General features: G+C 67.7%; 20 protein-coding genes. 8 read left to right on the top strand and 12 right to left on the bottom strand.

Translation table 11 applies throughout. From position 1 onward, the window contains the following. Positions 1–45: 45 nt before the first annotated feature. The 3 genes from A5705_RS21815 to dnaE all read right to left on the bottom strand — a co-directional run bounded on the left by A5705_RS21815 (position 46) and on the right by dnaE (position 4,742). Positions 46–522: a VOC family protein gene (locus A5705_RS21815; protein WP_068279979.1), complete on the bottom strand. Its 477-nt coding sequence runs from the start codon at positions 520–522 to the stop codon at positions 46–48. Positions 523–536: 14 nt separating this feature from the next. Beyond that, entirely contained in the window at positions 537–926 is a 390-nt protein-coding gene (locus A5705_RS21810; RefSeq protein WP_067882693.1) for a MerR family transcriptional regulator, read from the bottom strand. A 246-nt stretch (positions 927–1,172) separates the two neighbouring features. Continuing rightward, positions 1,173–4,742: a DNA polymerase III subunit alpha gene (gene dnaE / locus A5705_RS21805; RefSeq protein ID WP_068279976.1), complete on the bottom strand. Its 3,570-nt coding sequence runs from the start codon at positions 4,740–4,742 to the stop codon at positions 1,173–1,175. A gap of 99 nt (positions 4,743–4,841) precedes the next feature. On the opposite strand from dnaE, the gene A5705_RS21800 reads away from it, so the two are divergent. The 4 genes from A5705_RS21800 to A5705_RS21785 all read left to right on the top strand — a co-directional run bounded on the left by A5705_RS21800 (position 4,842) and on the right by A5705_RS21785 (position 9,471). Further along, positions 4,842–5,438, top strand: coding sequence for a TetR/AcrR family transcriptional regulator (locus tag A5705_RS21800; protein WP_068279973.1), 597 nt, complete (start codon positions 4,842–4,844; stop codon positions 5,436–5,438). Between the two features lie 179 nt (positions 5,439–5,617). Continuing rightward, positions 5,618–6,022, top strand: coding sequence for an MmpS family transport accessory protein (locus A5705_RS21795; RefSeq protein ID WP_067882688.1), 405 nt, complete (start codon positions 5,618–5,620; stop codon positions 6,020–6,022). Beyond that, positions 6,019–8,949 carry an RND family transporter gene (locus A5705_RS21790; RefSeq protein ID WP_067882687.1) on the top strand — a complete coding sequence of 977 codons (2,931 nt, stop codon included), beginning with the start codon at positions 6,019–6,021 and terminating at the stop codon, positions 8,947–8,949. The genes A5705_RS21795 and A5705_RS21790 overlap by 4 nt, the downstream gene beginning before the upstream one ends. A 99-nt stretch (positions 8,950–9,048) precedes the next feature. Continuing rightward, positions 9,049–9,471: a hypothetical protein gene (locus tag A5705_RS21785; protein ID WP_068279971.1), complete on the top strand. Its 423-nt coding sequence runs from the start codon at positions 9,049–9,051 to the stop codon at positions 9,469–9,471. A gap of 14 nt (positions 9,472–9,485) precedes the next feature. Here A5705_RS21785 and A5705_RS21780 read toward each other — a convergent pair whose 3' ends face one another. From A5705_RS21780 to A5705_RS21770, 3 genes are all read right to left on the bottom strand, one after another. After that, positions 9,486–9,917: an SRPBCC family protein gene (locus A5705_RS21780; protein WP_067882685.1), complete on the bottom strand. Its 432-nt coding sequence runs from the start codon at positions 9,915–9,917 to the stop codon at positions 9,486–9,488. Positions 9,918–10,163: 246 nt separating this feature from the next. After that, positions 10,164–10,967, bottom strand: a complete 804-nt coding sequence (locus A5705_RS21775) for an SDR family oxidoreductase (protein WP_067882684.1) — start codon at positions 10,965–10,967, stop codon at positions 10,164–10,166. 4 nt (positions 10,968–10,971) lie between these two features. Beyond that, on the bottom strand, positions 10,972–11,991 hold the full coding sequence (locus tag A5705_RS21770) for an SDR family NAD(P)-dependent oxidoreductase (protein ID WP_067882745.1): 1,020 nt from the start codon (positions 11,989–11,991) through the stop codon (positions 10,972–10,974). 223 nt (positions 11,992–12,214) lie between these two features. Here A5705_RS21770 and A5705_RS21765 point away from each other — a divergent pair, with 223 nt between their 5' ends. Beyond that, positions 12,215–12,619 (top strand): group 1 truncated hemoglobin, encoded by a 405-nt coding sequence (locus tag A5705_RS21765; protein WP_067882683.1) that lies wholly within the window; start codon positions 12,215–12,217, stop codon positions 12,617–12,619. A gap of 56 nt (positions 12,620–12,675) precedes the next feature. After that, positions 12,676–13,434, top strand: a complete 759-nt coding sequence (locus tag A5705_RS21760) for a class I SAM-dependent methyltransferase (protein ID WP_067882682.1) — start codon at positions 12,676–12,678, stop codon at positions 13,432–13,434. A gap of 1 nt (position 13,435) precedes the next feature. Here the strand turns inward: A5705_RS21760 and A5705_RS21755 are convergent, their stop codons facing one another. Continuing rightward, on the bottom strand, positions 13,436–14,362 hold the full coding sequence (locus A5705_RS21755; RefSeq protein WP_082956621.1) for an RluA family pseudouridine synthase: 927 nt from the start codon (positions 14,360–14,362) through the stop codon (positions 13,436–13,438). After that, the gene (lspA, locus tag A5705_RS21750; protein WP_067882681.1) at positions 14,359–14,943 is read right to left on the bottom strand and encodes a signal peptidase II; all 585 of its coding nucleotides are present in this window, start codon (positions 14,941–14,943) and stop codon (positions 14,359–14,361) included. The genes A5705_RS21755 and lspA overlap by 4 nt, the downstream gene beginning before the upstream one ends. A gap of 43 nt (positions 14,944–14,986) precedes the next feature. Between lspA and A5705_RS21745 the strand changes: the two genes are divergently transcribed. Further along, a complete protein-coding gene (locus A5705_RS21745; RefSeq protein WP_068280042.1) occupies positions 14,987–15,952 on the top strand; it encodes an asparaginase in 966 nt (321 codons plus the stop codon). Here the strand turns inward: A5705_RS21745 and A5705_RS21740 are convergent. After that, complete coding sequence (locus A5705_RS21740) at positions 15,917–17,329, bottom strand: DNA polymerase IV (protein WP_197517027.1); 1,413 nt, start codon at positions 17,327–17,329, stop codon at positions 15,917–15,919. The two genes, A5705_RS21745 and A5705_RS21740, sit on opposite strands and share 36 nt — an antisense overlap. A 49-nt stretch (positions 17,330–17,378) precedes the next feature. Between A5705_RS21740 and A5705_RS21735 the strand changes: the two genes are divergently transcribed. Then, on the top strand, positions 17,379–17,870 hold the full coding sequence (locus tag A5705_RS21735) for a hypothetical protein (protein ID WP_068279969.1): 492 nt from the start codon (positions 17,379–17,381) through the stop codon (positions 17,868–17,870). 133 nt (positions 17,871–18,003) lie between these two features. Here the strand turns inward: A5705_RS21735 and A5705_RS21730 are convergent, their stop codons facing one another. From A5705_RS21730 to ileS, 3 genes are all read right to left on the bottom strand, one after another. Continuing rightward, positions 18,004–18,978 (bottom strand): hypothetical protein, encoded by a 975-nt coding sequence (locus A5705_RS21730; protein WP_068279967.1) that lies wholly within the window; start codon positions 18,976–18,978, stop codon positions 18,004–18,006. A gap of 162 nt (positions 18,979–19,140) precedes the next feature. Then, positions 19,141–20,004 (bottom strand): DUF559 domain-containing protein, encoded by an 864-nt coding sequence (locus A5705_RS21725; RefSeq protein ID WP_067874526.1) that lies wholly within the window; start codon positions 20,002–20,004, stop codon positions 19,141–19,143. Between the two features lie 101 nt (positions 20,005–20,105). Continuing rightward, positions 20,106–23,249 carry an isoleucine--tRNA ligase gene (gene ileS / locus A5705_RS21720; protein ID WP_068279964.1) on the bottom strand — a complete coding sequence of 1,048 codons (3,144 nt, stop codon included), beginning with the start codon at positions 23,247–23,249 and terminating at the stop codon, positions 20,106–20,108. Between the last annotated feature and the right edge of the window lie 156 nt (positions 23,250–23,405).

Genomic DNA, 23,405 nt, shown 5'->3' with positions numbered 1-23,405 from the left:
CGTACGTCCGTGACCGGGGGGCGCGGAACACATCACCCGGCTCGTTCAGCCCTGGGGGCGCCAGAGCTGCACGGTGGTGGACGCGCCGCCGGGCAACTCCAGAAGTTCGATGGGGGTGCCGTCGGGGTCGTAGATGAAAAACATCCGCACCCCGCCGATGTCGACCGGCGGGTCGGCCCGGACGTCGGGGTGATGGCGCCGAACGGTGTCGTAGGTGGCGTCGAGATCGTCGACCCGGAACGAGATGTTGGTATAGCCCAGGTGCGGCCCGCTCGGGCATTCGGGCACCGCGCCCAGCGACAGCAGCTCCACCATCGCCGCGCCGATCAGCCCGCCGATCATGCGGCCCTGTTGCGCCGCCCCGCCGGTCACGGACCGCAGGCCGGCACCTTCGAGCTCGACGTCGAACACGACGTCCATGCCCAGCACCCCGGTGTAGAACGCGCGCGACGCCTCGATGTCGGAGACGCCGATGCAGACGTGCGAAAAGTTCTGCACCGCAATCGAATCCGGCTGGGCCATTGCTGCTCCTTCGGTCAGGCGGGCACCGCGGCATGAATGCCACACGTACAGGCGTCAATCGAGGGACACGTGCAGCGCATCCCCCACTCGATGACGGCCCGCGCCCGGGCCAGCGCCTCCATCTGGGCGTCGATCTCGGCGAGTTTGGCCTCGGCCAGGGCGCGGCTGGTGGGCCGCCCCGGCGCGTCGTCGGCGAACAGCACCTGGATCTCCTCCAGCGCGAAGCCGGCGGATTTGCACAGCCGGATGACCTCCAGCCGGGCGAGCACCGAATCGTCGTAGCGGCGCTGGCCGCCCAGGCGCGCCGGCGGGGACACCAGCCCGATCTGTTCGTAGTAGCGCAGTGTCGTGGCCGCGACCCCGGCCTGGCGCGCCACCTCCCCGATCGTCAGCCGCGCGGCCATCGGGCCTCCCGAGATTCGATGCTTGACTTAGAGCTAACTCTAAGTCGTTGACTGTGTCCATGCCCAATCACCCTCTGGACGAACTGAGCCGCGCGCGATACGCACGGCTCCGCTCCTTCCGCCGCGACGGCACACCCATCGACACCTGCCTGGCCGCCTAGCCCGCGGCGAGCGTGAAGTTGGTTTCACGTTCGAACGCCAGCGTGAAACTAACTTCGCACGCGGCCCCGAGATCGGGGCCCGCCGCTAAACGCCCAGGCAGCCGGGGCCGAGCAGCTCCTTGAGGTCGCCCATCAGCGCCGGCGAGGGCGTCACCCGCAGCGAGGCGTCCAGCTCGAGGGTGGTGATCCGATCACCGCTGATCAGCCGCAGGTGCACCTGCGACGTGCCGGGGTGCCGCGCCAGCACCTGCTTGAGCGCGCTGACCTTGTCGAAGGTGCACTGCCGCGTCGGCAGGCTGACCGCCAGCGGCCGGTCGGCCTGGGCGCTGGAAAAGTCCGGCACCACAAGCTCGTTGGCGATCAGCGTGATCCGGTCGTCGCGGATCGCCACCTTGGCGTTGATCAGTACCACCGCGTCGTCGACGATGTCGGCGCCGAACGTCGAGTATGCGTGCGGGAAGAACATCACCTCGATGCCGCCGGTGAGATCCTCCAATTGTGCCGAGGCCCATGGCATCCCGTTCTTGTTCACGCGCCGGTTGACCGAGGCCAGGATGCCACCCACCCGCACCTGGGTGTCATTGGGGACGTCGCCGTCCAGGATTGCCGGGATCGCGGTGTCGACCTGGGCGGTCAGCAGGTGGGCCACCCGGTTGAGCGGATGCCCGGACACGTACAGGCCCAGCATCTCTCGTTCCAGGGCGAGCTTGTGCTTGTCCTCCCACTCGTCGTCAGGCACCTTGATGGTGAACACCGCGTCGGTGGTGCCGGCGTCTCCCCCGCCGAACAGGTCGAACTGCCCCATCGCCTCGGCCTTCTTGGTGCCCAGCACCGAGTCGACGGCGTCGGTGTGGACCAGGAAGAGGCCCTTGCGGGCGTGCCCGAGCGAATCGAAGGCGCCCGCCTTGATCAGCGACTCGGTGACCTTCTTGTTGCAGGCCGAGATGTCGATCTTGTTCAGGTAGTCCGAGAAATCGGTGAATTTGCCCTTGTCGCTGCGGGTTTGGATCAGGGACCCGACGACGTTGGCGCCGACGTTGCGCACCGCACCCAGCCCGTAACGGATGTCGGCGCCCACCGACGCGAAGTTCAGGCCGGACTCGTTGACGTCGGGCGGCAGGACCGTGATGCCCAGCTTGCGGCAGTCGGCGAGGTACACCGCGGCCTTGTCCTTGTCGTCGCCGACCGACGTCAGCAGGCCGGCCATGTACTCGCTGGCGTAGTTCGCCTTGAGGTAGGCGGTCCAGTACGACACCAGGCCGTAGCCCGCGGCGTGCGACTTGTTGAACGCGTAGTCGGCGAACGGAAGGATGGTGTCCCACAACGCCTTGATCGCGCCTGCCGAAAACCCGTTTGCCTTCATCCCCTCGGAGAAGCCCTCGAACTCCTTCTCCAGGACCTCGCGCTTCTTCTTGCCCATCGCCTTGCGCAGAATGTCTGCTCGGGCCAGCGAGTAGCTGGCCACCTTCTGCGCGATGCGCATGATCTGCTCTTGGTAGACGATCAAACCGTATGTCTCGGCGAGGATCTCGCGCAGCGGCTCGGCGAGCTCGGGGTGGATCGGTTTGATCGCCTGCCGGTTGTTCTTGCGGTCGGCGTAGTCGTTGTGGGCGTTCATGCCCATCGGGCCGGGCCGGTACAGCGCGAGCACCGCGACGATGTCCTCGAAGCCGGTCGGCTGCATGCGGCGCAGCAGGTCCCGCATGGGGCCGCCGTCGAGCTGGAACACCCCGAGCGTGTCGCCGCGGCCGAGCAGTTCATAGGTGGCCTTGTCGTCCAGCGGCACCGACTCGAGGTCGAGGTCAATTCCCCTGTTGGCCTTGATGTTCTCGATCGCGTCGCCGATGATCGTGAGGTTGCGCAGGCCCAGGAAGTCCATCTTCAGCAGGCCGATGGCCTCGCACGACGGGTAGTCCCAACCGGTGATGATGGCGCCGTCCTGCGGGCGCTTCCACAGCGGGATCGCCTCGGTCAGCGGCTCGCTGCTCATGATCACCGCGCAGGCGTGCACGCCGGCGTTGCGGATCAGGCCCTCCAGGCCGCGCGCCGTCTGGTAGATGGTGCGCACGTCCGGGTCGGTCTCGATCAGGCCGCGGACCTCGGCGGCTTCCTTGTAGCGCTCGTGATTCGGGTCGGTGATGCCCGACAGCGGGATGTCCTTGGCCATGATCGGCGGCGGCAGCGCCTTGGTGATCCGATCCGCGATGGCGAAGCCCGGCTGGCCGTAGTGGATCCGCGCCGAATCCTTCAGCGCCGCCTTGGTTTTGATCGTGCCGAAGGTGATCACCTGGGCCACCCGGTCGTGGCCCCACTTGTCGGCGGCATACCGAACCATCTCACCGCGGCGCCGGTCGTCGAAGTCGATGTCGATGTCGGGCATCGAGGTGCGCTCGGGGTTGAGGAACCGCTCGAACAGCAGGCCGTGCGGGATCGGGTCGATGTCGGTGATGCCCAGCGCGTAGGCCACCAGCGACCCGGCGGCCGACCCGCGGCCGGGACCCACCCGGATGCCCACCGAGCGGGCGTAGTTGATCAGGTCGGCCACGATCAGGAAGTACGAGGGGAAGCCCTTGCCGCAGATGACGTCGATCTCGTAGGCCGCCCGCGTGGCGTAACCGTCCGGCGCCCCGCCCGGGAACCGCCGGCGCAGCCCGGCGCCCACCTCGTGCCGCAGCCACGACGCCTGGTCGTGGCCCTCGGGCACCGGGAACACCGGCATCCGGTCGCGCGGCGCCCACACCTCGTCGTAGGGCTGGACCCGCTCGGCGATCAGCAGCGTGGAGTCGCAGGCGCCGGGGACCTCGCCGTCCCAGATCTGGCGCATCTCGGCGGCCGACTTGAGGTAGTAGCCGTCGCCGTCGAACTTGAACCGGTTGGGGTCCGAGAGCGTCTTGCCGGTCTGCACGCACAGCAGCGCCTCGTGGTTGTGGGCGGCGTCGCGGGTGACGTAGTGGCAGTCGTTGGTGGCCAGCGGCGGGATCCCGAGCTTGCGGCCGATCTCGAGCAGGCCCTCCCGGACCCGTCGCTCGATGGACAGCCCGTGGTCCATCAACTCGAGGAAGTAGTTGTCCGGCCCGACGATCTCGCGCCACTTGGCGGCCGATTCCAGCGCCTCCCGGTCGTGACCCAGCCGCAGCCGGGTCTGCACCTCACCGGACGGGCAGCCGGTGGTGATGATGATGCCCTCGGCGTGCTCGGCGATGAGCTCGGCGTCCATCCGCGACCACTTGCTCAGCTGGCCCTCGAAGGAGGCCAGCGAGGACAGCTTGAACAGGTTGCGCAGCCCGGCGGCGTTCTCGGCCACCATCGTCAGGTGCGTGTAGGAGCCGCTGCCGGAGACGTCGTCGGCCTTCTGGCTGGGATCGCCCCAGGTGACGCGCCGGGTGTCGAAGCGCGACCCCGGGGCGATGTAGGCCTCCACCCCGATGATCGGCTTGATCCCGGCCTTCGTCGCCGCGTTGTAGAACTCGCTGGCGCCGAACATGTTCCCGTGGTCGGTCATTCCGACCGCCGGCATGCCCAGCCGCGCCACCTCGTCGAGCATCGGCGTGATCTTCGCGGCACCGTCCAGCATCGAGTACTCGGTGTGGTTGTGCAGGTGCACGAAGGAGGACCCGCGAGGAGCGCTCGCGCTCGGAGCAGTCGAACCCGTCATAGGGACGCCAGTCTATGACCGACCACCGACGCATCCCCGGCGTGTCGCGAGTGTGTCTTCAACTCACACACTCGCGCGCCGCGGATCTAAAGTGGGCGGATGACCCAGACTGCCGACCGGTTCGCGGGGCCGACACCGTGGTCGCCGCGCGAGGCCGAGCTGCTCGCGGTGACGTTGCGGCTGCTGCAGGAGCACGGGTACGACGGGTTGACGGTCGACGCCGTGGCCAGCGAGGCCCGCGCCAGCAAGGCCACCGTGTACCGGAGCTGGCCCTCCAAAGCCGAACTGGTGCTGGCCGCCTTCATCGAGGGCATCCGACAGGTGGCGGTCCCGCCGGAAACGGGCACGCTGAGGGGCGATCTGCTGCAGGTCGGCGAGAAGATCTGCCAGCAGGGCCAGCAGAACGCCGGCACCATCCGCGCGGTGCTCGTCGAGGTGTCGCGCCACCGCGCCCTCAGGGAAGCTATGCAGCACCAGTTCCTCGACCAGCGCAAGGCCATGATCCAGCACATCCTGCGGCAGGCCGTCGACCGGGGCGAGATCGACGAGGCCGCGGTCGCCGACGAGCTCTGGGATTTGTTGCCCGGATACCTGATCTTCCGCTCCATCATCCCGGGCCGGGCGCCCACCCGTCGCACCGTGCGCGCCCTCGTCGACGACTTCATCCTTCCCGGACTCACCCGGCCCCATGGATAACGGAACCCGGCACCCGACTTCGTAAAGTGTACGATTCCGTCTCTTGTGCAGTACTAATCAGTACCGTAGGGTCATAGCAACGGCCACGGTCACAGCGTCAGCGTGACCGTGTCGCCCGAGCATCGGAAGGCCAACGGGTGATGGGGATTCGGGTTACGTCCCTCGTCAGGCGGGGGTGGATGGTGCTCGTCGTCGTCGTGGTCGTGGCCGTCGCGGGATTCTGCGTCTATCGACTGCACGGGATCTTCGGATCTCACAACAACACGTCGGCGGCCGGTGGCATCTCAGAACAGACCGAACCCTTCAGTCCCAAGCACATCACCCTCGAGGTCTTCGGCGACTCCGGCGCGGTGGCGACTATCAACTACGTGGACATCAACGTACAGCCGAAGCAGGTGTTGAACGCGGCCCTGCCCTGGTCGTTGACCATGGTGACGACACAGCCCGGAGCCTTCAGCAACCTCGTGGCGCAGGGCAACAGCGATTCGCTTGGCTGTCGCATCACGGTGGACGGTGAGGTCAAGGACGAAAGGATCGTCAACCAAGTGAACGCCTATACCTTTTGCCTGGTGAAGTCCGCATGAGCGAGGATCCCGCTCCGAAACCCGCTCTGGCGCAAGCGATTCGTCGTCTTTCGGTGCCGATCCTGCTGCTCTGGGTGGCCGTGGCCGCCATCTCGAATATTGCCGTCCCGAATCTGGAGGATGTGGCCAGAGCCCACAACGTATCCCTGAATACCCCGAGCGCGCCGTCGTTTCAGGCGATGCAACACATCGGCAAAGTGTTTCACGAATTCGATTCCGACAGTGCGGCCATGATCGTCCTGGAAGGCGACAAGCCGCTGGGCGACGATGCCCACCGGTTTTACGACGCTCTGGTCCGCAAGCTCGAGCACGACCCCAAGCATGTGGAGCACGTCCAGGATTTCTGGGGAGATCCGCTGACGGCGGCGGGCTCGCAAAGCAAAGACGGCAAGGCCGCCTACGTACAGGTCTACCTTGCCGGCAACCAGGGCGATGCGATGGCCAACGAGTCCGTCGACGCTATCCGCGAAATCGTGGCGCATACGCCCGCACCGCCTGGGGTCAAGGCGTATGTGACCGGCGCGGCGCCGCTGGTCACGGACCAGTTCGAAGTCGGCAGCAAGGGCATCTTCAAGGTCACCGTGATCACGGTACTGGTGATCCTGGCCATGTTGTTTTGGGTTTACCGCTCTGTCACGGCAATCTTCGTGCTGGTCACTGTCATCGTTGAAATGGCCGCCGCCAGGGGCATTGTCGCCTTTCTCGGCAGCGTCGGGTTGATCGGGCTCTCGACGTATGCGACGAATCTGCTCACGCTGCTCGTCATCGCCGCCGGCACCGACTACGCGATCTTTTTTGTCGGCCGCTACCACGAGGCGCGGCACGACGGGCAGAACCGTGAAACCGCCTTCTACACCATGTACCGTGGGACCACCCATGTGGTCTTGGGCTCCGGTCTGACTGTCGCCGGTGCTGTGCTCTGTTTGCGCTTCACCAGGCTGAATTACTTTCAGAGCCTGGGCATTCCCGCCGCGATAGGTATCGGGGTCGCACTGGTGGCCGCGCTCAGCCTGGCCCCGGCGGTGATCACCGTGGGCAGCCTTTTCGGATTGTTCGACCCAAAGCGCCGGCTGGCGACTCGCGGCTGGCGGCGCATCGGCACCGCGATCGTGCGCTGGCCCGGCCCCATCCTGGTCGTGGCGACCGGTGTCGCCCTGATCGGTCTGCTCGCTTTGCCCGGATACAAAACGAACTACGACGCGCGCCCCTACATGCCGGCCAGCGCCCCGGCGAATGTCGGTTACGCGGCCGCGGAGCGGCACTTTTCTCAAGCCCGGCTCAATCCCGAACTGCTGATGATCGAAACCGATCACGACATGCGCAATCCTGCCGACATGATCAACCTGGAGCGGGTCGCGAAAGCGATCGCGCACCTTCCCGGAATCGCCCAGGTGCAGTCCATGACCAGGCCGTTGGGAACCCCGATCGAACACACCTCGCTGGCTTTCCAGATCAGCGCGGGCAGCATCGGCAGCATCGAGAACCTGCAGTATCAGAAAGAGCGTGCGGAGGATCTGCTCAAGCAGGCCGACAATCTCAGAGACACAATCAGCATCTTGAACCAACAGTACGGCCTGCAGAAACAGCTCGCCGCTTCCACGCACGACGAGACCCAAAGCTTTCACGAGACGATCGCCACCATCAACGAGCTGCGGGATAAGATCGCGAATTTCGACGACTTCTTCCGGCCCATTCGCAGTTATTTCTATTGGGAAAGGCACTGCTACGACATTCCCGCCTGCTTTGCCCTGCGATCCGTTTTCGACGCACTCGACGGGATTGATCAGCTGAGTGCGCAGTTCGAAAAGCTCACCGGCAGCTTGGACAAGTTGGATGCGGGCCAGCAGAAGTTGGTGACTTTGTTGCCGCCTCAGATCGCCGATCAGGAGAAGAACCTCGGCCTGACGCTGTCGAACTACGCCACGAACTTGGGGATCAATGCTCAGACGCGGGCGAATACCGACACTGCGACCGCCCTGGGGCAGGCTTATGACGCCGCCAAGAACGATGATTCCTTCTACCTGCCGCCCGAGGCTTTCGGCAACCCGGAGTTCAAAAGGGGTCTAAAACTATTCCTCTCGCCGGACGGCAAGGCCGCCCGCATGATCATCTCCCACGAAGGTGATCCCGCAACGCCCGAAGGCATCTCGCATATCGACCCGATCAGGGAGGCGGCCAAACAGGCCGTGAAGAATACCCCGTTGGGAGACTCCAACATTTATCTCGCCGGCACGGCCGCCACGTACAAAGACATCGCAGACGGCGCCAAATACGACCTCCTGATCGCCGGAATAGCCGCGCTGAGCCTGATTCTGCTCATCATGGTGATCATTACCCGAAGTCTGGTCGCAGCCATCGTCATCGTGGGCACCGTGGCGCTCTCGTTGGGCGCATCTTTCGGGCTTTCCGTCCTGGTCTGGCAGGACATCCTGGGTATCAAGCTCTATTGGATCTGCCTGGCACTATCAGTCATCATCCTGCTGGCGGTGGGATCCGACTACAACCTGCTACTGATCTCGCGGTTCAGGGAAGAAATTCACGCCGGGTTGAATACGGGCATCATCCGCGCCATGGCAGGCAGCGGGGCGGTGGTGACGTCTGCCGGCCTGGTGTTCGCCTTCACCATGGCGTCATTTGTTTCCGCCTCCTTGTTGGTGCTGGGTCAAATTGGGACGACGATCGCCTTGGGTCTGCTGTTCGACACTTTGATCGTGCGGTCATTCATGACACCGTCCGTGGCTGCGCTGCTCGGGCGCTGGTTCTGGTGGCCCCAACGCGTGCGCCCCCGCCCAGCCAGCACGATGCTTCGTCCGTACGGACCGCGTCCCGCGGTTCGTCAACTTCTGCTGTGGGAAGACGGAGACCCGGCCGTGACGTACCAATCACCTTCAGATGCAACGCAATCCCGCGCCTCAACGAGAGCCTGACCGAACCCCGGCCCGACGGCGGCCATCGTCTTCGCGGTCGCTCGCGCCCGGTTCCTCGGCTGCCCAACAGGATCGTGTTCGACAAAGGAGTGAATAAATTTGGGCCTATTTGGTTATCTGGCGGTGCTAGCAGGCGTGGCCGAATTGGTATTCGCCGCTTTTGTCTTTGCTTTCGTGAAGCGGCTGCTGGACCGCCCGCCCACACCGGTCGGCGAGGAGATCGGTGGCGTCAAAAGAGTGTTAGGTAAATTGCGCCAGGGCGAACCGATGACGAAGGACGAATTAGATTGCGCGGCCCAAGCGATCGCTGACCGTGGATCCTTGATGGCCTTCTCGATTCCGGCCGCGGTTTTTACCATCGGGTGCTTCATCGTATTCAGCACTATTGAATTGCACGGAATCAGATCCCTTCGGATCTATATCGGGTTGTTCCCTATGTTGGGAGCCATAAACCTGACCATTCAGCTACTCAGGATTGCAACCTTGAAACGCCGTCTGCGGGGACAACTCCAACGAGGTTGACGGCGATGAGATTCCTAGCCGTACCGCTCCACAAACTGCTGCAGCGACTTCTCGACGTCTCCCCTGACGGCGCGGGCCGCGGCCGAGCCGACCGGGCCGAACAGCGGGCGCCCGCCCAGCTCCAGCCGCAGGCCGAGGGTGGACCCGTCTTCGGTGGCCCGCACGCTCAGGGTGACGGCGTATTTCGTGCCGCCCTTGCCTGATCCCTTCATCGCCACCTGGTGCGGCGGGTCCCAGGTCGTCACCGTCCACGTCACCCGGTTGCGCAGGCCCTTGGACCGCGCCACGCCGACGATCTCGGTGCCCTCGGTGATCTCGTCGGGCAGCTCGCTGCGCCAGCCCTCGTGCATCACCAGCCATTCGCCCAGATCCGACAGGTCCGACACGTGATCCCACATGTCCTGCGGGGTCATCGGCATGTCGGCGGTCATGTCAACGGCGGCCATCGCCCGAGCCTAGCTGCCGGTGTGAGCCCACGACTTGGGCGTGTGAACTGAGGGCTTTGCGCGTGAGCTCAGGGCTTTTGTGTGTGAGCTCAGGGCGTTGCGTGTGAGCGCAGGGCTTTGCGTGTGAGCACAGGGCTTTGCGTGTGAGCTCAGGGCGCTGAAACAGGGATTTTTCCGCCGTGGATTCACACGCAACGCCCAGGACTCACACCCGTCAGCGCGGCCGCAGTGGGGAAGCCGACAGCATCAGCGGCTGGGCCCCCCGCGGAATCGGTTGCCGATCCGCAGCCCCGGCAGCAGCAGCGTGCGCGGCACGAACCGGCCGCCGGTGCTGACCACCTTGGGCACGATGCCCGGCACCACGCTGCGCTTGCCGACCAGCATCCCGCCGATGGCCGCTTCGGCCACGTCCTGCGGCGAGACCTGCGCGACGGGGATGCTGAACCGTTCGGCGTGGGCGATCTCGGCCCACTCCGTGGGCACCGGGCCCGGACACAGCACCGTGACCGACACGCCCGTTCCGTGCAGCTCCTCGTGGATCGCCTCGGAGAACGTCTGCACGAACGCCTTGGTGGCCGAATACACCGCCATGTAGGGCAACGGTTGAAAACCGGCGATCGAGGCGATGTTCATCACGGCACCGGAGCCGCGCTCGACCATGCCGGGCAGGACCGCGTGGGTGAGCTCCATCAGGGCTAGCGCGTTGAGGGTGACCTCTTCGCTTTCCCGCTCCAGCGGCAACTCGTAGAAGACACCGCTGGTGCCGAAACCCGCGCTGTTGCACAGCCCCGCGATGGGTTCGGTGCGCAGCCGGTCCGCCAGCTTGGCGCGGCCCTTGGGATCGCTGAGATCCAGCGGCAGCACCTCCACCGCCACCGAGTATTCCTGGCCCACCTCGTTGGCGAGTTCGTCGAGGCGGTCGCGGCGCCGGGCGACCAGCAGCAGCGGGAACCCGCGGCGGGCCAGGCCGCGGGCCAGTTCGGCGCCGATGCCGGAGGAGGCGCCGGTGATGACGACGGTGGTGTCGGTGTCGGGTTTCGGAAGGCTCATGATGTCACCAATGTATCCCGCGGGTCGCGCGGACAAACGTTTCGCTGCGTTTGTCGAAATGCTCTGCATCCCCGGCTGATTCGCCGCCCTTGGCGGCATCGGAGTCTTTGAACATGGCGAAGGCGCGGTTGCGCACCCGGTCCATCACCGCAGGGTTGACGGCGTCGGCGACGGCGGCGAATTGCCCGAACGGCGAGCTGGCGCGCCTGGGCCGGTGCACGATCGCATCCGCGATCACGCCGGCCGCCTGCTCCGGCGTCAGCGCCGGGAACTTGTCGTACATCGTGGTGGGGCTGATCATCGGGGTGCGCACCAGCGCCATGTGCACGGTGGTGAACTTGACGTCGTCGTTCACCACCTCGGCCTGCAGCGCGTCGCACAGGCTGTCGAGGGCGGCCTTGCTGGCGATGTAGGCGCCGAAGCGCGGCGCACGGGTCTGCACGCCGACCGAGGAGACGTTGATGATCTGCCCGAAGCCGCGTTCCCGCATCCCGGGGATGAACTTGAGGATCAGCTGGACCGCGCCGAGGTAGTTCAGTTGCATCGTCCGCTGGTAGTCGTGGATGCGGTCGTAGGACAGCTCCAGTGAGCGCCGGATCGACCGTCCGGCGTTGTTGATCAGGATGTCGACTCCCCCGAGGTCGTCAATCACCTGATCTGCCATCGCGGCGATAGCGTCCACGTCGGACAGGTCGCACGGGTAGACGTGGGCGGTTCCGCCGTTGCCTTCGATCTCTGCGGCGACCTTCTCGAGGTTCTCCCGGGTGCGGGCGACCAGCACCACCACCCCGCCCGCTTCCGCGATCTGCTTGGCGGCGGCCTCCCCGATGCCCGACGACCCGCCGGTGATGAGCACGGTCTTACCCTTCACCGCGTCGCGAAGCGTGCGGCCCTGCACCACATCCAGCAGATTGCGCACATAGAACGGTCGATATCGCCCGGCCGAGTTGGGGGTGTTGATGATGTTGGAAACCGCCGCGAACGGCTTTTCCACCAGATGCGTCAAGTCACCGAGGAGATTCATCGGCATTCGCTCCTGACGGGCGGTGTGACGTGGGTCATAGCACCAACCTAGGGCATCGACAGGCCGGCGGATGCCGGATTGCCGCCCTGCGCACCGCGACGCCACCGCTCACACAGGGACCCAAGGCGCGGCCATCGAGGAGCAATCCCCTTGTTACAGCGGGTAATCCGGGCGTGATCGCGCACTTACTGGTGGGCAACCCCGCGATGTTCCAATCGAATTTATGAAAATTCTGGCACGTTTCCGCAAACCCGAGCCGACCACGATCTACGACCGGATCGGCGGACAGGAGGCCATCGAGGTCGTCGTCGAGGACTTCTACGCCCGCGTGCTTGCCGATGAGCAACTGTCGGGCTTCTTCAGCGGCACCAACATGAACCGCCTCAAGGGCAGGCAGGTCGAGTTCTTCGCGGCCGCGCTCGGCGGGCCCGAGCCCTACACCGGCGCGCCGATGAAGCAGGTGCACCAGGGCCGCGGCATCACCATGCATCACTTCAACCTGGTGGCGGGCCACCTGGCCGACGCGCTTGCCGCCGCCGGGGTGCCCTCGGCAACGGTCACCGACATACTCAGTGCCATCGCGCCGCTGGCTCCCGAGATCGCGTCGCCGGAAACCACCAAGGTTTAACAGCCCCCGACCGCGGCCATGGCGGCAATCTCGGCGCTTCGGTGACAATGCAATGCATGTCCCGCACATTCGAAGATCTGGTCGCCGAAGCCGATTCCGTATCCGTCGACGGCTGGGACTTCTCCTGGCTCGACGGCCGCGCGACCGAGGAACGGCCGTCCTGGGGTTTCCAGCGGCAGCTGAGCAGCCGATTGGCGAAGGCGTCCGCCGCGCTGGACATCCACACCGGGGGCGGCGAGGTGCTGTCGGGCGCGGGTCCCTTCCCACCCACCATGGCGGCCATCGAGACGTGGCCCCCGAACGCGGCCCTGGCGACGAAGCGCCTGCATCCGCTCGGCGTGGTGCTGGTGGCGATCCGGGACGAGCCGCCGCTGCCGTTCGCCGATGAGGCGTTCGACCTGGTGACCACCCGTCATCCGATCTCCGTGTGGTGGAACGAGATCCGTCGCGTGCTGCGGCCCGGCGGCACCTACTTCGCCCAGCACATCGGGCCCGCCACGATGGGCGAGCTGGTCGAGTACTTCATCGGTCCGCAGCCGGAGAAGTGGGCCGAGTTTCATCCGGACGCCGTGCGCGCGCAGGTGGAAGGCGCGGGCCTGCAGGTGGTGGATTTGCGTGCGGAGCGGCTGCGGGCAGAGTTCTTCGACATCGGCGCCGTCGTCTACTTCCTGCGCAAGGTGGTGTGGACGGTGCCGGACTTCACCGTCGAGGGCTACCGGGACCGGCTGCGGGAACTGCACGAGCACATCCAAAAAGACGGCATGTTCGTCGCGCACCCGACGCGGGTCCTGGTCGAGGCGCGCAAGGCCGGGTGAATCAGCCCTCCGCGCGCAGCACGTCCAGCGCGTGCTGCAGGTCGGGCGGATAGGGGCTGACGATCTCCATCCGCCTGCCGTCGGCCGGGTGGGTGAAGGACAACGAGCGCGCGTGCAGCCATTGCCGTTCCAGCCCAAGCCTTTTCGCCAGCACCGGATCCGCCCCGTAGACGAGGTCGCCGCAGCACGGGTGATGCAGCGCGGAGAAGTGCACCCGGATCTGGTGGGTGCGACCGGTTTCCAGGTGCACGTCGAGCAGGCTGGCGGCGGCGAAGGCTTCGATGGTGTCGTAATGGGTGAGGCTGTGCCGCCCCTCCCTGGTGACGGCGAACTTCCACTCACCGCCGCGGTGCCGCCCGATCGGGGCGTCGATCGTCCCGCTGGACGGATCCGGATGTCCCTGCACCAGCGCGTGATAGCGCTTGTCGACGGTGCGCTGTTTGAACGCCCGCTTGAGCACGGTGTAGGCGCGCTCGGACAACGCCACCACCATCACCCCGGAGGTGCCGACGTCGAGGCGGTGCACGATCCCCTGCCGCTCGGGCACGCCGGAGGTGGTGATCCGGTAACCAGCGGCGGCCAAACCGCCGAGCACCGTCGGACCGGTCCAGCCCACCGACGCGTGGGCGGCCACCGCGGCGGGCTTGTCCACCGCGACGATGTCGTCGTCGGAATACAGGATCGTCATGCCCTCGATGTCGACGGGCGTGTTCTCCGGCGGGGCAGGCGCCTCGGGCAGGCGCACGTGCAGGAAGGCGCCGCCGGCCAGGCGGTCGGACTTGCCCGCCCGCACCCCGTCGAGTTCGACGCCGCCGCCTTCGGCCAGCGCCGCCGCGGCGCTGCGCGACAGCCCCAGCAGGCGCGCCAACCCGGCGTCGACACGCATGCCCGCCAGTCCCTCCGGGACGGGCATCGAACGTTCGGTCAACGCTGGTCGGCCTTGCGGGGGTTATCGGAGTCGGGTTTACGCCGGCCCACGGTGTCGAAGTCGTAGCCGAAGATCGACAGAACCACCAGCAGAATCGCCCCGCCGACCACGGACGGGTCGGCGACATTGAACACCGGCCACCAGCCGACCGACAAGAAGTCCACGACGTGGCCGCGCAGCGGGCCGGGCGACCGGAAGAAGCGATCGACGAGGTTGCCCATGGCGCCGCCGAGGATCATCCCGAGCCCGACCGCCCACCACGGCGACACCAGCCGTCGTCCCATCCAGAAGATGCCGACCACCACGCCCGTCGCAATCAGGGTCAGGACCCAGGTGTAGCCGGTGGCCATCGAGAACGCCGCGCCCGAGTTGCGCACGAGCGTCCAGGTCACCGTGTCGCCGATGATCGACACCGGCTGGCCCGGTGGCAGCAGCTTGACGGCGAGCACCTTCGTGACGATGTCCAGCGTCAGCACCACCGCGGCGACGGACAGCAGCAGGCGCAGCCGCCGCGGCGCCCTGGCCGGTGCGGGTTCGGGTTCGGCCACCTCCGGGGCCGGTCCGGTCAATTCGTCGGGCACGTCACCATCATCCCCCAACCCGAACGTGCGCGATGATGCCACTGTGCCCAATTCGAAGGAGCCCAATTCGAGGGCCCGCCTCACCGTCATCGCCACCGGGGGCACAATATCGACCGGCACAGGCGCCGACGGGGTGCGCCGACCGGCCTACACCGGCGCGGACCTCACGGCGCCCCTCAGCGGAACGTTCGACGTCAGCGTCGTCGACCTGCTGTCCCTCGACAGTTCGGAGCTGACGCCGGCCGACTGGGACCGCATCCGTGGCGCCGTGCGCGCCGCGATCGACGACGGCGCCGACGGGGTGGTCATCACCCACGGCACCGACACCATGGAGGAGAGCGCGCTGTGGCTCGACCTCACCCACGCGGGCGACGTCCCGGTCGTCCTCACCGGGGCCATGCGCAGCGCCGACGCCCCCGACGCCGACGGTCCGGGCAACCTGCGCGATGCGCTGGCGGTCGCGGCCAGCCCGGCCGCCCGCGGCCTGGGCGTGCTGGTGTGCTTCGCCGGCCGGGTGCTGCAGCCGCTGGGCATGCACAAGGTGGCCACCGACGACCTGAGCGGCTTCGCCGGCGAACTGATCGGCACGGTGCGCGGCGGGGTGACGCTGACGGGCGCCAAGACCCGGCCGTACCTCGGCGAGCTCGGCGCCGCCGGCGCGCCGCGGGTCGACATCGTCGCGGCCTACCTCGGCAGTGACTCGGTGGCGCTGGACGCCTGCGTGGCCGCCGGCGCCCGAGGCGTCGTGCTGGAGGCGCTGGGTTCCGGCAACGCCGGGGCCGCGGTCGTCGAGGGGGTGCGCCGGCACTGCGGCGCCGGCGTGGTCATCGCGGTGTCCACCCGCGTCCCCGGCGGGCGGGTCGGCGCGAGTTACGGCCCCGGCCACGAGATGGCGGCCGCCGGCGCGGTGGTGGTGCCGCGGCTACGCCCGCCGCAGGCCCGGGTGCTGCTGATGGCCGCGTTGGCCGCGCGGCTACCCGTCGCCGACGTCATCGACCGCTGGGGTTAGCAGCGCGTCGGCCTGCAGGCCACCGAGATAGTCCGGCCAGTCCAGGGAGTCGACGGGGTTGGCGGCGCGCAGGTCGCCCGTGTCGGCCGGAAACGTGCGCGCCTGGCCCGGGCCGGAACCGCGGGTCTCGAACCGCACCGTCACCACTCCGTGGCCGGCGCCCTGCACCCAGCCGTGACCGAGTTCGCGGTGGGCGATGTCATCTCCCACCCGCCACCCCGCGTCATCTCCCACCCGCCACGGCGACGCCTCCTCGGGGGCCGGGGCGAACATCGCCTCGGTCGCGGTCACCGCGGTTTGCTCCTCTGGCGTCTCCCCCGCCAGCTCCAGGTCCGGGAACAACGACTCCTGCCGGACGTCGCTCAACCCCGAAAACCCCACGCCCAGTAGGCGAATCGGCCCGATTTCGCGCGGATCGAGCAGCAACCGCCGGGCCACCGCGACCAGCGCGCCCGCCTCGGCCGTCGCGTAGGGCAACGTCGCCGAGCGGGTCAGCGTGCTCATGTCGGACTTCTTCAGCTTCACCGTGACGGTGCGGGCGCCGCGGCCGTCGCGCAGCAGGCGCCGGTGCGCGTGCTCGGCGATCGGGTCGATCGCGTCGCGCAGCTGCTCGAGGCTGGTCAGGTCGACGGCGAAGGTCGACTCGGCGCTGATCTGCTTGGCCTCGGCGCGCTCGGCGACCGGGCGGTCGTCGATGCCGCGGGCCAGGCGGTGCAACGCCGGCCCGACCGTCGCGCCCAGGATGTTGGCCACCTCGGCGTCGCTCAGCGCGGCCAGCTGGCCGATCGTCTCGATGCCGAGCCGGTTGAGCTTCTCCTCGGCGACGGGGCCGATGCCCCACAGCCGCCGCACCGGCAACCCGCCGAGCAGCGGTCGTTCTTCGGCGCGCCGAACCACCCGCACGCCATCGGGTTTCGCCAGCCCCGAGGCGATCTTGGCGATCTGCTTGCCCGAGCCCGCGCCGACGGAGGCGATCAGGCCGGTCTGGTCGCGAATGCGCCGCCGCAAACCCTCGCAGAACGCCTCGACCTCCTCGGCCGGCGCCCCGGCCAGCTGCGGCGGCTCGCCGAAGCCCTCGTCGACGGACAGCTGCTCGACGACGGGCACCAGGCTGCGCACCGCGTCGAACACCCGGCGGCTGGCCACCCCGTAGACCACGCCGCGGGGCGGCAACACCACCGCGGTGACGCCGATCAGCCGGCGGGCCTGATGCATCGGCATGGCCGAGCGGGCGCCGAACACCCGGGCTTCGTAGCTGGCGCCGGCCACCACGCCGCGGCCGCCCAGCCCGCCGACCAGCACCGGCCGTCCCCGCAGGGTCGGTCGGGTGAGCTGCTCGACGGAGGCGAAGAACGCGTCCATGTCCAGGTGCAGCACCCAGCGGGACTCCACAACTGCAGATGCTATTGGTCTAACGTCCAGGGGTATGGACGCGCAGGCCGAACCGGTGTCCCGCTGGGGGCGGTTGCGCCACCAGTGGGAGCAGCGCCTGCAACCCGGTGAGCAGGCCACCGTGCTGGCCTGGGCGTCGTTCACGCTCACGTTCGCCGGGCTGCGCGGGCTCACCCACTGGATCCGCGCCGGCCACGGACCATCGGGTGGCGGTATATCGTTGGGCGGCAGGCACTTTCATCACTACAACATCGGCATCGGGATGCTGGCCACCGTCGCGGGCGTGGGGCTGCGCGGATCGGAGAGGCAGCGCCGGCACCCCGCGGCGGCGGTCGCCTTCGGTGCCGCGAACGCGATGATCGTCGACGAGCTGGCCCTGCTGCTGGACCTCAAGGACGTCTACTGGGCGCAGGACGGCCGTGAGAGCGTCGACGTGGCGGTCGGCGTCATCGCCACCGGCGCGACCGTCGTGGCGGGCATGCCGTTTTGGCCGCACGCGCGCCGCGCGCTGCGCTCGCGCGTGTAACGCCCGGCTCTCGGGGACCGCGAGCGTAACCCCACTGCGAAATCTCGTCCTGACTCTCGCAGTGGGGTTACGCTCGCGAACCAATAGCGGCGAGGCCGGCTCGAAGACCGGCCTCGCCTAATGCTCCGCTAATTCAGTGGTGCTGCTGGATCGGCTGCTGCTGGATGGGCTGTTGCGGGTGGACCGGCTGTTGGGGGTGGACCGGCTGCTGCTGGATCGGATGTGGCTGGACCGGCTGCTGCTGGATCGGATGCGGCTGGCATGCAAGGCACGGGATCGGGCCGTGAGCGCCACCACCCTGCTGCTGACCGCCACCCTGCTGAGCGCCACCACCCTGCTGCTGACCGCCACCCTGCTGAGCGCCACCACCCTGCTGCTGACCGCCACCCTGTTGAGCGCCGCCACCCTGCTGCTGACCGCCACCCTGCTGAGCGCCACCACCCTGCTGCGGCGGGACCGGGATCGGGATGGGCACCGGGATCACCCCCGGGACATTGACGGTCACCGACGGCGCCGACGGCGGGGTGCCCGGGTCCGCCGCGGCGGGGGGGTCGGCCGGGGGCGCGGGATCGGCCGGGGCCGCGACGGGCGCCGGCGCGGGTGCGGGCAGGATCACGACGGGCGCATCCCCACCGCCCGCGGGTCCGCTCGCAGTTCCGGGCGAGACCTGCCCGGCGTCGGGAGGAGTGGCGGCCGAGGGCGGGGCAGGCGCGACTGGCGCCGGCGCAACCGCGCTCGGCGCCTGGGGCGACACCGAGCTGACACTGGAGTTCGGGACCACGACGGCCGGCTTCTGCTCCTTGGAGCCCGACCCGTCGAAAAACATCAGGCCGAGCCCGGCGACCGCCCCGAGCGCCGCGACCACGGCCCCCGCCACCAGGGCGTTCGTTCCTCGCGAGCGCGGCTTCGGGGTCACCGTCGTGGGCGGAAAGTCAGCAAATTCCGCGGGCGTGGACAAGGATCCGTCCTCGATCGCGGGGTCGCCCAGCGGGCTCGACGCCCAAGCCTCGGCGACGGTGAGGTCCTCGTGCGGACGGGCGGCGACGGTCATGTCGTCGTGCGGGAGGGCGGCGAAGGTCATCGACTGGAAGTCTTCGATGGTGCTCATGGTGTGTTCCTTAACTGTGGTCGCGACCCCCGTTGGGCCGCCGTCACAGGTAGGAGCAGCCACCCCCGATGGCTCGGACACTTTTTTCAGAAATTTTTTTCTCGAGAGTGCAACTGCCGACGGGCTCACTCGCGAAATGTGTCGCCAACTGCACTTTCGCGGTCAGAAGGGATAGCCGCCGGCCCGCAGGGCTTCGCGAATCCGGGCTATGACGATGTCCGGTCGATTGCGCAGTAAGTCGGCACTGACCCGAATGATGCGCCAGCCCCTGCGCTCCAATTCAGCCGCACGGTCGATGTCGTTGGCACGAATGCGCGGGTCGGTCCAGTGCTGCGCGCCGTCGTATTCGACGCCGACGCGCCACTGCTCCCACCCCATGTCGATGCGCGCCAGCGCAGCACCCCACTCGTTATGCACCGGTATTTGGGTTTGCGGTCTGGGTAAGCCGGCGAAGATGATCGCCAGTCTGGTGCGAGTTTCCTGTGGCGATTCTGCGCCCGCGTCGACCAGAGCGAGCACTTGTCGCAGCTGTCTCACACCCCGAGCGCCACGGTGGGCGTCGATCAGCGGTTCGGTCTCTTCGACCCGAAGGCCGGTGGCCCTGGCCAACGAATCGACGGCGATGACGGCGGGAACCAGCCCGGAGCGCCTTCCCAGGTCGAACGCGGTGCGAGCTGGCGCCGTGACCGGGACGCCGTTGACGATGGTGACCTCCCCGGCCAGCAGCGACTCGTTCCGGGTGACGATCAACCGCGGCGGACGTTTGCGATCGCTTATGAGTTCCGCCGGCGCCTGGGGATCGACCCATTCCGCGCCGAGAAGTGCAGCCGCTGAATTCTCGGCCACAACCGCCTTCTTCCCCGACCACAGCCAGGCGGCCACTGCCCTGTCTTTGGCGGTCAGAGCGCCGCCACGCGGTTGGTAGACGTTGCGATAGATCCGCGTGCACGATCGTCGCAGCTCGCGTTCCGTGAATGTGCCCGCGTCCACCGCGTGCGTGCCGATGAATGGTGTTCCCTGTGCCATGGGCGCAGACTGCCATCGCCCCCCGACACAGCGCGAGAGTGCAACTGCCGACGCCGCTACTCGGGAAACGCGTCGCTAGTTGCACTTTCGCGGTCAGGCGGTCACACCTTGGCGATCGTCACCCGGACGCCGTCGCCGATCTCCGCGCCGTCGGCGGGCTCGCCGAACTCGAAGCTCGTCGCGAGGATCTCCCCGGCGATGAGGTCGGCGTGCGTGCGCGCCCAGTCGGCCCGCTCGGCGGGCACCGACATCACCACGGAGATGCGGTCGGACACGTCCAGCCCGGTCGACTTGCGCAGCTCCTGCAGCTCGCGGATCCGGTCCTTGGCCCAGCCCTCCGCCTCCAGCTCGGGGGTCACCGTGCCGTCCAGCACCACCAGCCCCGCCCCGTCGGGCAGCGCGGCGGTGTAGTCCGGGTCGGCCGCCACCAGGCGGGAGCTGTACTCGTCGGGCTGCAGCACGGCGGGGCCCGCGGTCAGGGTGCCGTCGGGGTTGACGACGCCCGCACCGGCCTTCACCGCCTTGATGGCAGCCTGCACATCCTTGCCCAGCCGCGGCCCGGCCACCCGCGCGTTCACGGTGAGCTCGAAGGAGCCGTAGGTGTCGATGGCGTCGGTGAGCTCGACGCGCTTGACGTTGAGCTCGTCGGCGATCAGGTCGACAAACGGCTCCAGCCGCCGCGGATTCTCAACCGCCACGGTCAGTTTCGGCAGCGGCAGGCGCACCCGCAGCTTCTTGGCCTTGCGCAGCGACGACGCGGCCGAGCATACTTCCCGCACCTGGTCCATCGCGGCGACCAGATCGGGATCGGCTGGAACGGCGTCCGCGTCGGGCCAGTCGGTCAGGTGCACCGAACGCCCGGACGTCAACCCCCGCCAGATGATCTCGGTGACCGACGGGAGCAACGGCGCCGCCAACCGGGCCGTCACCTCCAGCACGGTGTGCAGGGTGTCGATGGCGTCGGCGTCTTCCTCCCAGAACCGCGAACGCGACCGTCGCACATACCAGTTCGTCAGCGCCTCGGTGAACTGGCGCAGCTGCTCGCAGGCCCCGGAGATGTCGCAGGTCTCCATCGACTCGGTCAGGTCCGCACGCAGCTCGGCCAGCTTGGCCAGGATGTAGCGGTCCAGCACATTGGTCGAATCGGTGCGCCAGGCACCGACTTTCGGCGCATACAAAGCCAGGAAGCTGTAGGCGTTCCACAAGGGCAGCAGCACCTGGCGCACGCCGTCGCGGATGCCCTGCTCGGTGACGATCAGGTTGCCGCCGCGCAGGATCGGCGAGGCCATCAGGAACCACCGCATGGCGTCGGAGCCGTCGCGGTCGAACACCTCGGAGACGTCCGGGTAGTTGCGCAGCGACTTGCTCATCTTCTGGCCGTCTGAACCCAGCACGATCCCGTGCGCCACACAGGTTTTGAACGCGGGACGGTCGAACAGCGCGGTGGCAAGCACGTGCAGCGTGTAGAACCAGCCGCGGGTCTGGCCGATGTACTCGACGATGAAGTCGCCCGGGTAGTGGGCTTCGGGCTCTCCCGCCACCCCACCCAAGAACCACTCGCCGTTCTCGAACGGGTAGTGCACCTGGGCGTACGGCATCGAGCCCGAGTCGAACCACACGTCGAGCACGTCGGGGATGCGCCGCATCGTGCTGCGGCCGGTGGGGTCGTCGGGGTTGGGCCGCGTCAGCTCGTCGATGTAGGGCCGGTGCAAATTGGTGGGCCGCACCCCGAAGTCGCGCTCCAGCTCGTCGAGGCTGCCGTAGACGTCGACGCGCGGGTAGGCGGGATCGTCGGACTTCCACACCGGAATTGGCGTGCCCCAGTAGCGGTTTCGCGAGATGGACCAGTCCCGGGCGCCCTGCAGCCACTTGCCGAACTGGCCGTCCTTGACGTGTTCGGGGTACCAGGTGATCTGCTGGTTGAGTTCGACCATGCGGTCCCGGAATTCGGTGACCGCGACGAACCACGACGACACCGCCCGGTAGATCAGCGGGTTGCGGCACCGCCAGCAGTGCGGATACGGGTGCTCGTACGTCTCGTGGCGGACCAGCACCGCGCCGTTCGCCGCCGCCGGGCCGGTGCCGTTCTTCAGATCCCGGATGATGTTCGGGTTGGCGTCGAAGACCCGCTGCCCCTGGTAGTCCGGGACGGTCGCGTCGAAGCGGCCTTTGGAATCCACCGGGGTCACCGGCGCGATGCCCGCCGCGTCGCAGACCGCCATGTCGTCCTCGCCGTAGGCCGGCGCCATGTGCACGATCCCGGTGCCGTCCTCGGTGGTGACGAACTCGCCCGCCAGCACCTGAAAAGCCTTGGGGCTGTCCATGAAATACGGGAACGGCGGCAGGTAGCGCATGCCCAACAGCTCGGCGCCCGAAAGCGTGCCGAGCACCTCGGGCTCTTCACCGAATTCGCGGGCATAGCCGGCCAGCCGGGCCTCGGCCAGCACGAACCGCCGCTCCCCCACCCGTACCTGCACGTAACTCACCTCGGGGTTGACGGCCACCGCAAGGTTCGACGGCAGGGTCCACGGGGTGGTGGTCCACACCAACAGGTAGGCCCCATCCAACGCCCCGCCGACCACCTTGAATCCCACGGTCAGCGCCGGGTCCTGGCGGCTCTGGTAGACGTCGTCGTCCATCCGCAATTCGTGGTTGGACAGCGGGGTTTCGTCGCGCCAGCAATACGGCAGCACCCGGTAGCCCTCGTAGGCCAGGCCCTTGTCCCACAGCTGTTTGAACGCCCAGATCACCGACTCCATGTAGGACGGATCGAGCGTCTTGTAGTCGTTGTCGAAGTCGACCCAGCGCGCCTGCCGCGTGACGTAGGCCTGCCACTCGTCGGTGTAACGCAACACCGATTCGCGGCAGGCCTCGTTGAACGCGGCGATGCCCATGTCGTCGATCTGCGATTTGTCGTTGATGCCCAGCTGGCGCTCGACTTCGAGCTCGGCGGGCAACCCGTGGGTGTCCCAGCCGAAGCGGCGCTCCACCTTGTAGCCGCGCATGGTGCGGTAGCGCGGGACGATGTCCTTGACGTACCCGGTGAGCAGGTGGCCGTAGTGGGGCAGCCCGTTGGCGAATGGCGGCCCGTCGTAGAACACGTACTCCGGGGCGCCGTCGCGGCGGGCGATGCTGGCCCGGAAGGTGTCGTCGCGGGCCCAGTAGTCGAGGACGTGCAGCTCGAGCGCCGGAAAGTCCGGCGCCCCCGGCTTCGGATACGCCCCGACGTCAGCGTTCTCGGTCACGATGTGTGTCGTCTCCTGTGGCCGTCCTGCTCTGGCCGGGGACGACGACGCGCACGGTGCGCGAGCGCCGCGGTACCACCCCGCTTGCCGCGCTGTCGCGCGACCGCTCGATGCAGGCTGTGACGGGCCTACCCGTTCGGTTCTACTGAGCCGTGC

Source organism: Mycobacterium sp. E787 (genome assembly GCF_001668725.1).
GTDB lineage: Bacteria > Actinomycetota > Actinomycetes > Mycobacteriales > Mycobacteriaceae > Mycobacterium.
This window is presented reverse-complemented; position numbering and strand designations above follow the sequence as displayed.

Excerpts from the sequence above, each read along its gene's own strand:
- A5705_RS21815 (WP_068279979.1), bottom strand. The coding sequence starts at position 522 with ATGGCCCAGCCGGATTCGATTGCGGTGCAGAACTTTTCGCACGTCTGC.
- A5705_RS21810 (WP_067882693.1), bottom strand. The coding sequence starts at position 926 with ATGGCCGCGCGGCTGACGATCGGGGAGGTGGCGCGCCAGGCCGGGGTC.
- dnaE (WP_068279976.1), bottom strand. The coding sequence starts at position 4,742 with ATGACGGGTTCGACTGCTCCGAGCGCGAGCGCTCCTCGCGGGTCCTCC.
- A5705_RS21800 (WP_068279973.1), top strand. The coding sequence starts at position 4,842 with ATGACCCAGACTGCCGACCGGTTCGCGGGGCCGACACCGTGGTCGCCG.
- A5705_RS21795 (WP_067882688.1), top strand. The coding sequence starts at position 5,618 with ATGGTGCTCGTCGTCGTCGTGGTCGTGGCCGTCGCGGGATTCTGCGTC.
- A5705_RS21790 (WP_067882687.1), top strand. The coding sequence starts at position 6,019 with ATGAGCGAGGATCCCGCTCCGAAACCCGCTCTGGCGCAAGCGATTCGT.
- A5705_RS21780 (WP_067882685.1), bottom strand. The coding sequence starts at position 9,917 with ATGGCCGCCGTTGACATGACCGCCGACATGCCGATGACCCCGCAGGAC.
- A5705_RS21775 (WP_067882684.1), bottom strand. The coding sequence starts at position 10,967 with ATGAGCCTTCCGAAACCCGACACCGACACCACCGTCGTCATCACCGGC.
- A5705_RS21770 (WP_067882745.1), bottom strand. The coding sequence starts at position 11,991 with ATGAATCTCCTCGGTGACTTGACGCATCTGGTGGAAAAGCCGTTCGCG.
- A5705_RS21765 (WP_067882683.1), top strand. The coding sequence starts at position 12,215 with ATGAAAATTCTGGCACGTTTCCGCAAACCCGAGCCGACCACGATCTAC.
- A5705_RS21760 (WP_067882682.1), top strand. The coding sequence starts at position 12,676 with ATGTCCCGCACATTCGAAGATCTGGTCGCCGAAGCCGATTCCGTATCC.
- A5705_RS21735 (WP_068279969.1), top strand. The coding sequence starts at position 17,379 with ATGGACGCGCAGGCCGAACCGGTGTCCCGCTGGGGGCGGTTGCGCCAC.
- A5705_RS21730 (WP_068279967.1), bottom strand. The coding sequence starts at position 18,978 with ATGAGCACCATCGAAGACTTCCAGTCGATGACCTTCGCCGCCCTCCCG.
- A5705_RS21725 (WP_067874526.1), bottom strand. The coding sequence starts at position 20,004 with ATGGCACAGGGAACACCATTCATCGGCACGCACGCGGTGGACGCGGGC.